Source organism: Streptomyces sp. NPDC005722 (assembly GCF_040630935.1).
Classification (GTDB): Bacteria; Actinomycetota; Actinomycetes; order Streptomycetales; family Streptomycetaceae; genus Actinacidiphila.
Map to the genome: position 1 here is coordinate 46,576 of NZ_JBEXYN010000037.1, position 7,410 is coordinate 53,985.

The 7,410-nt window shown below is 66.6% G+C and carries 4 protein-coding genes and 1 pseudogene; 2 read left to right on the forward strand and 3 right to left on the reverse strand.

Translation table 11 applies throughout. From position 1 onward, the window contains the following. Positions 1-196: 196 nt before the first annotated feature. From ABZ479_RS31330 to ABZ479_RS31340, 3 genes and pseudogenes are all read right to left on the reverse strand, one after another. Complete coding sequence (locus ABZ479_RS31330) at positions 197-2,992, reverse strand: tetratricopeptide repeat protein (RefSeq protein WP_500464718.1); 2,796 nt, start codon at positions 2,990-2,992, stop codon at positions 197-199. A gap of 179 nt (positions 2,993-3,171) precedes the next feature. After that, positions 3,172-3,876 carry an HNH endonuclease gene (locus ABZ479_RS31335; RefSeq protein WP_500464747.1) on the reverse strand — a complete coding sequence of 235 codons (705 nt, stop codon included), beginning with the start codon at positions 3,874-3,876 and terminating at the stop codon, positions 3,172-3,174. A gap of 87 nt (positions 3,877-3,963) precedes the next feature. Beyond that, positions 3,964-4,337, reverse strand: a pseudogene (locus ABZ479_RS31340) (YDG/SRA domain-containing protein); the annotation flags it as partial. Between the two features lie 247 nt (positions 4,338-4,584). Here ABZ479_RS31340 and ABZ479_RS31345 point away from each other — a divergent pair. Then, the gene (locus ABZ479_RS31345; protein WP_500464719.1) at positions 4,585-4,899 is read left to right on the forward strand and encodes a trypco2 family protein; all 315 of its coding nucleotides are present in this window, start codon (positions 4,585-4,587) and stop codon (positions 4,897-4,899) included. Positions 4,900-4,918: 19 nt separating this feature from the next. After that, a partial coding sequence (locus ABZ479_RS31350; RefSeq protein ID WP_500464720.1) for a trypsin-like peptidase domain-containing protein occupies positions 4,919-7,410 on the forward strand: 2,492 nt, incomplete at its 3' end.

Sequence of the window (7,410 nt, forward strand, 5' to 3'; positions counted from 1 at the left end):
GCGTTTGCAGTGAGGCCTCTGGTCGGTCTCCGGCTGCCACGTCCCCTGATTGTCCCCCGGCGTTGATGTCATCTGGTGATGTCAGCCACGAGCTGGGTCCAGGTAGAGACTCCGCACCCCATCCTCGTCTTAGCGCGGCTATAGAGAGGGTTAGCGCCTCTTACTGACCAGAGAGACCCGCACTGCGAGAGGTGGTTCATTGTCGGGCATGCTCTGTGATGAGCTGATGGCACTGCCGCGCGCGGTCCCCAAGCTCACCATCCACGGCGGATAGCTCAGCTAGGTAGCGAAGCAAGTCGGTGACAGTGTCGTGGCCAGGGCTTGCAGACAGGAACACTTCGGTTGCCTCCACCACGTTATTTTCGCGTTGGAGAAGCAGCGCCCGAAATAGCTTAAAAAAGCCGGTGGCATTTTCATTCAATATTTCCACTGGGGAATTGAGTAGCTCGGTCCACTGCTCCGCGTATGTCATGGGCCCCGACGTCACCGTGTCCAGCAGCAATTTCTCAAACAGCAGGCCAGGGTCGTCAGGATTGGATGCGGTAGCACGCTCAAGGTCCTCCCGCGCAAGCTGGTAACGGCCTGCCTGCCGGTGCGCCTGTCCTCGGGAGCCGAGGGCCCAGGCGTAGGTGGGGTTGATGTTGAGAGCGGCGGTGAAGTCGGTGATGGCGTCGTCGTAGCGGTCTGCCTGCCGGTGCGCCTCCCCTCGATCGGCGAGGGCCCAGGCGAGGGTGGGGTCGATGTTGAGGGCGGCATTTAGGTCCGCGATGGCGTCGTCGTAGCGGCCCGCCTGCCGGTGCGCCTGTCCTCGGGAGCCGAGGGCCCAGGCGTAGGTGGGGTTGATGTTGAGAGCGGCGGTGAAGTCGGTGATGGCGTCGTCGTAGCGGTCTGCCTGCCGGTGCGTCTCCCCTCGGGAGGCGAGGGCCCAGACGTAGGTGGGGTTGATGTCGAGGGCGGCGTTCAGGTCGGTGATGGCGTCGTCGTAGCGGCCCGCCGACCGGTGCGTCTCCCCTCGGGAGGCGAGGGCCCAGGCGTAGGTGGGGTTGATGTTGAGGGCGGCGTTCAGGTCGGTGATGGCGTCGTCGTAGCGGCCCGCCAACCGGTGCGTCTCCCCTCGGGAGGCGAAGGTCCAGGCGTCTGTGGGGTCGAGGTCGAGGGCGGCATTCAGGTCCGCAATGGCGTCGTCGTGACGACCCGACAACCGGTGCGCCTGTCCTCGGGAGGCGAGGGCCCAGGCGTAGGTGGGGTTGATGTCGAGGGCGGCATTTAGGTCCGCGATGGCGTCGTCGTAGCGGCCTTGCCAGCTGTGGACGTCGCCGCGGTAGGCCATGGCGCGGTGGTTGTGGGGGTCAGCGGCGAGGGCACGGTCAAGTTCGGCGAGGGCTTCTTCGTCGCGATCGGCGAGGAAGAAGCGCCGGCCGCGGTAGGTGTGAACCCAGGCCCGGATGGTGGGGTTGAGCTGTCCCTGGGTCAGCAGGACAGTAAGGGATGCGAGGCCGGGATCGCTATTGGTGCTGGCGCTCTCCAGCCGATCGGCCCAGGAGAGGAGGGCGGGGTCGTCGGTATCGCGGGCTGCCTGCGCCAAAATGTCGGTCCATTGCCGCAGGGTCGTTGCGTCCCCGCCAGCGGCGTGAGCCGTCTGCTCCAACGCTGTCTCAAGGCTGGCTACCGGGTGTGCGCAGAGTCGATGGTAGGTCTCCGCTAGATGGTGCCGGTACCACCGGGGATCGCCCCAATATTTTGATTCGGGAAGTCCCTGCTCGACGGCTATTCGCCAGGTTGCGTGGGCATCGGCGAGTCCGAGGTGCACCGTAGTCCAGCGCCGGGGTGAATGAGTGCGCTCGTGGCGCACCATGCTGGCACGCACCACTGCGTGATACTGCTTGAAGTCGCCGTGGCCGCTGACGAACGGCTGCCCGCAGAGCCACTCCCACAAACCCTGAGCTTCCTCAGGTGCAGCAGCGGCAAACACGTCCTCGTTCAGCTGCGGCGCCAGCGCGCATGCCAGCACCGTTTCCCGCCGTTTCGGGTCGCTGATCCACTGCACGAAGCGCTCGACCGCCGCGTCCACGGCATCCCCGCCTTGGGCCACGACCCGGGCGGTTGTGGGCCCGGCAAGGGCGCAGAGTTCAACGAGTAGCGGGAGCCCCATTGACAGTTGCAGGACCGCTTCCACTGCCTCCGGCTCAGTTACCTCCCGTGCGGCCAGCAGAGCCCGGGTCTCTGCCTCCGTAAACACGTCCAGCGGTACGTCCGCCACCTGGGCTCGCAACGGTGCCCATTCTCGTTCCGTGAGTTCGTCGCGCCCGGCCAGCACGACCATGATGTTGGCCGGCAGCGGCCCGAAGGTGTCGTGGAGCAGATCTAGCAACCAGGCGTCCAGATAGCGAGCGGTCTGCTCCCAAGTGTCGAAGAACAGCACCACCCACGGGTATTGCCCGCACAGTCGATCCAGCTGGGCGACGAACGCCCGGCTCACCCCGGCCGCGTCCCCGCCATGCCCTCGACGCCCCCGGGCCCCAGCACCGGCTCGCAGCCGGTCTAACCCCTGCGCTGCGGCCTCCGGGTTCGCCATCGCGGTCACCACACCGGCGCCGGGAATCAGCGAAACAGCGCCCAGCGTGGCCTGCGCTACCAACCGGCTCGACAGCGACGTACTGCCCTCGGGTGAGGCAGCGCCCACGGCTGGTGCTGGCTCGGTGGCTGCTTCCTGCTCCCGGCGGAACTGCTCGACTGCCCGGTCGAACCCCTTGAGCGGGCCGGCTTCCTCAGCCAGCTGCCGGGCCAATTCCGACAGAGCCTGCGGTACGCCGTGGACATCGTTCTCGTCCACCACTGCAGTCACCGCACCCGCCCGCCGGGCCGCCTCCCGCCAGTGCCGGAGCAAGGTGGATTTCCCCACCCCGCCCACTCCGCGTACATGGAACAGGAAATTCGCCGGGTCACCCTCCGACAGCGGATCCCTTACCAGGTTCTCCGCGAACAGAGACACTTGCAGCCGCCTGCCCACGAACTGCGCCCGCGCACGCTGTCGTATCAGCTCGCCGCGCGAAGGGCGCTCACGACCGGACCCCGACATGGTTCCACCCCCTGTTGCACGACCTGCCCCGCGCCGCTTCGACGTCACAGTCACCAGCAGTATGACGGAGGCTCAGGGAGACGTGGCGGACGTCACTGTCCTGCTCGCGATGGGACAGAGCGAACCCGCCGAACCACATCGGGCGACATACTCACGACACATGGGCGAGCAGGTGGAGTGCACGAGCCGCACAGGTGCGCCCGGCCAGTTGCCCTCCTTGCCGACCCTCTGATCCGTAGCCATAGCCAGATCGGCCAGAAGCGGTCATACCGGCTGCGCAGCGGCCGACTACGGGGGTCTAGCGCCGATGACGGTTGCTGTGGTTGCGGTACATTGCTGCTGTACCGCATCGGGTCACTGGCGCCATCGGTCTCGGTGGCTGGCAACGCAGGCCAGGTTGATCGTGTGCTGCGGGTGCGTGTGCAGCGTCCCGGATTCCGTCCGTGCCGCATGATGGTGAGGTCGTCCATCAGTACGATGGCGCCGCCGTCGAACATGACGTGGCAGGTGGGGCAGAGGCAGAGCACGTTGTCGGTGGTGTCCGGCCCATTGTGAGGGCTGCCAAGGGCCTGGATGTGGGCGCCCTCGCTGTAGGCCCCGCCAGGCAGGATCACCGTCACGCTGCAGATCTGGCAGGCTCCCTCGTGCCACTTCTTGACCTGCCGAGTGACTGCCGTGCTCCGAACGATGCGCTGCACGCTGGTGGTGACGCGCTCAGGACTTTCCGCCCCCGCCGGCGTGACCCCCGCGGCGGGTACGGGACCACTCTCGGGGAGTTCCGGAAGCTCCTGCTGCACGGCTTTCGGGGCAGGGGTGTCCTGGTACGCCTCAAGTCTGAACTGCCAGATGAGGAAGCCGTCAACGCCCAGCTTGCTGCCGTAGCTGGTGACGCGGTACAGCCCGTCGTACCGGTAGCCCGTGGCCGGCGCGTGGATGGAGCCCTTGTGTGCCCCTCGAAGCACACGGACGGGAGACCCTCCATGTGACTGGTCACCAAGGCCGCGTTACCCGCGTCCTCAACTGTCTGGTCGCTGACCTGGTTCTTGGACGAGTCCTGGCCACCGTGACCGGTGTAGACGATGACGTTGCCGTAGTCCTCGTCATCCTTGTAGCCACCAGACACGACGATGGACTCAGCGCCGGACTTCTTGGTCCCACAGATACCGGCCTGGAGAGGCCGGTGGACACCAGCCTCATGCGCAAGACGACGGCTATCGAACGGCTGGCCAACCTCAACGTTGGGCACTTCACCAATCATGGCCAAAGCCTCGCATGAAGCCTGACAACGCGGCTTCCTACCGTGGCGCTTCGACAGTCAGATGAGACGCCATAACTAACACCTGTTGCCGTCAGCTTGCCGTCACTGCGGGCGCCACCAAAGTTTCGGAAGTCGGGGAGTGCACTGTGAGGAAGCTGGGGGCGGGTTTGCAGATGCGGGTACTGCGGCCGAGGGTGGCCGGTACGGTGTTGCGGAAGTCCGGGACAGTCTACTGATAGGGGGCGTGGTGGCGGACGAGGTGTGGGTGGGTCTGGCCGACGCAGTACGCGGGGTGCGGGCGGAGCTTGCTGCGGCACAGGTCGAGGGGGCGGGCGAGGAGCTCGGGTTCGAGGTGGGGCCGATCGAGCTGGAATTTGCCGTGGACGTTCGCAAGGAAGTCGGCGGCGAGGCCAAGGCACGGGTCTACGTGCTCTCACTCGGAGCAAAGGGCTCGGTTGCCGAGACGGCTACCCACCGGATGAAACTGGTACTCAACCCCAAGGACCGCCAGGGCAACACGCCCCGGATCACCGGCCGGGCCGACTCGATCCCTTCCCGCTGATCATTCACGGGATACGGCAATGGGATTGGACGCCGGGGCCGTAGCAGAGATCTGGGCTGCCGGGTCGGAGCCGGGGTGGTCGGTCGGCTCGGGCTACCTGATTGCGGGGCGGCTGCTGCTCACCGCGGCGCACGCGGTCACGTTCGACGAATTCCGCGTTCCGTGCTCGCGCGTGCAAGTACGGCTGCTGGAGGAGGGTGTCCTGCGCGAGGCCCGGGTGGTGTGGCGTGGGGATGCACTGTTGGATGCGGCCCTGGTCGAGATCGCTGATCCTGACTTCGACCCGGGCTGGCGCGCCCCGGTGCGTTTCGGGCGGCTGGTCGGCGCCGCACCGGGGGTCACGTGCGAGGCTGTGGGCTTTCCCGACGCCACGCGTGCGTTCGAAGGCCCTGAGCCGCTGCGCGACAGCGAGCAGCTGGACGGCCGTCTGAATCCACTCGCCCGGCAGAAGCAAGGCTTGCTGGATCTGCGAGTGGACAGCTGGCCCGATTACGACCTCGACGTGCCCTCTCGCTGGTCGGGAATGTCGGGGGCCCCCTTGTGGTGCGGAGAGCTGCTGGTGGGGGTGGTGGCTTGGGACACCCCGGGGTTCGGGCAGCGCCGACTAACCGCCGTGCCGATCACCGCCCTGGCTGCCGTGGACGGCTTTCGCCATCCGGTAGAACAGGCTGTGGGCCGAAATCTACGCTGTGAGCCGGTGGAGTTGCAGGACGTACTAGCCCCCTGGTTCCCGGCCCAGGCGCCGCAGTCTCCGGCTGCGCTGCTGCGCGCGGAGCATGAAGTGGTGCCCTTCACCGGACGTGAGCAAATCCTGGACGCCCTGCGGGACTGGTGTCAGGGGCCGGGCTTGTGTTCTGCGGTGCTGATGACTGGGGCAGGCGGGCAGGGCAAGACCCGCTTGGCGCGCCGCCTGTCTGATCTGCAGCACGCCGCCGGCTGGGTCGTGGGCCAGATAAGGGAACGAGCAGACGTCTCAGCCCATCTGAAAACGCTCAGCCGCTGCACAGCCCCGGTACTGCTGGTGCTCGACTACGTCGAGACCCGGCCCGAGCAGGCCCAAGCGATCATTGATCACCTGACCGCCCATCCTCCCCGCTACCCCGTACGGCTGCTACTTCTCGCCCGCGCGGCTGGCGAGTGGTTCACCACCCTGCGCACGTCCTCAGCCGCACTGTCGACGACCATGCGATCTGAACCGGTTGCCCTTCCTCCTCTAGCCGAGAGCGTGGAGAAGCGCGGGCAAGCGTGGCAGGAAGCCCTGATCGCATTTGCCGGCAGCCTACAGCGCCTAGGTTCCCCGGACTACGAGGGCATCGACTTTCGCGCGCGCCGCTCTGGAGCGCGACAACCGACCCCGGCCGCTTTGAGCGCGGGGCAGGCCTTGGCACTGCACGTGGACGCCCTCGCGGCGCTCTTGAGCGAGGAATCCCCGACTGCCGATCTATCGGCTACGCAGGTCTTGCTCAACCATGAACGGGGTTACTGGGACCGCGTTGCCCGGCACCGCGGACTGGGCTTGGACCATATTCGGCCACTGGCCATGGCCGCCGCCCAACTTTGCGGACCCACCCCTCGCGATGAAGCGCATAAGGTCCTGGCTCAGTTGCCGGGGCTTCGCGGTGATATCGCCGAGCAGAACCGACGCGCTCTCGCGGACTGGATCCGCGACCTGTATCCCCCACCTGCCACCGGTGACTCCTACTGGGGCAGCCTGCAACCCGATCCCTTGGCCGAGCAATACATCATCGAAGCTGTCACAACCGAACCCACGTTAACTACCCTCGTACTTCCAACGTCTGGCTCAGAGCAGAGCCATCACGCACTCACCATCTTGGCCCGCGCTGCAGCCCGTCCTGCTGGCGACAGGGCAGCCGACTGCCTCGTCCGGGCGATCACCGAGCCTCCTGGAGCTCTGGCAGCCACTGCCGTCGACGTTGCCACCCGCGTTGAGTCCCCCGCGCCACTGGTACAGGCACTCAACATGATCGTGCATGATCCGGAAAGTGCGCCCGAAGCTCTCACAGCGCTGTATTCGGCAATGCCCGCGCAAACGCATGTGCTCGCTGACGTTGCAACAGCCTTGACCACTCGCCTCGTCACCGAGTACCGCGCGATTGGTGATGTTGCATCGCTAGCCCGATGGCTCAACAGCCAGTCGGTCCGGCTGGGTGCGCTGGGGCGGCGGGAAGAGGCCCTAGACGCGATCACCGAGGCCGTTGGCGCCTATCGGCGTCTGACCGAGGCCCGGCCCAATGCTTTCCTCCCCAACCTCGCGATGTCGCTCAACAACCAGTCGGTCCGGCTGGCCGCGCTGGGACGGCCGGAAGAGGCCCTAGACGCGATCACCGAGGCCGTTGGCGCCTATCGGCGTCTGGCCGAAGCCCGACCCGACGCTTTCCTCCCCAACCTCGCCAGGTCGCTCAACAACCAGTCGGTCCGGCTGGCCGCGCTGGGACGGCCGGAAGAGGCCCTAGACGCGATCACCGAGGCCGTTGGCGCCTATCGGCGTCA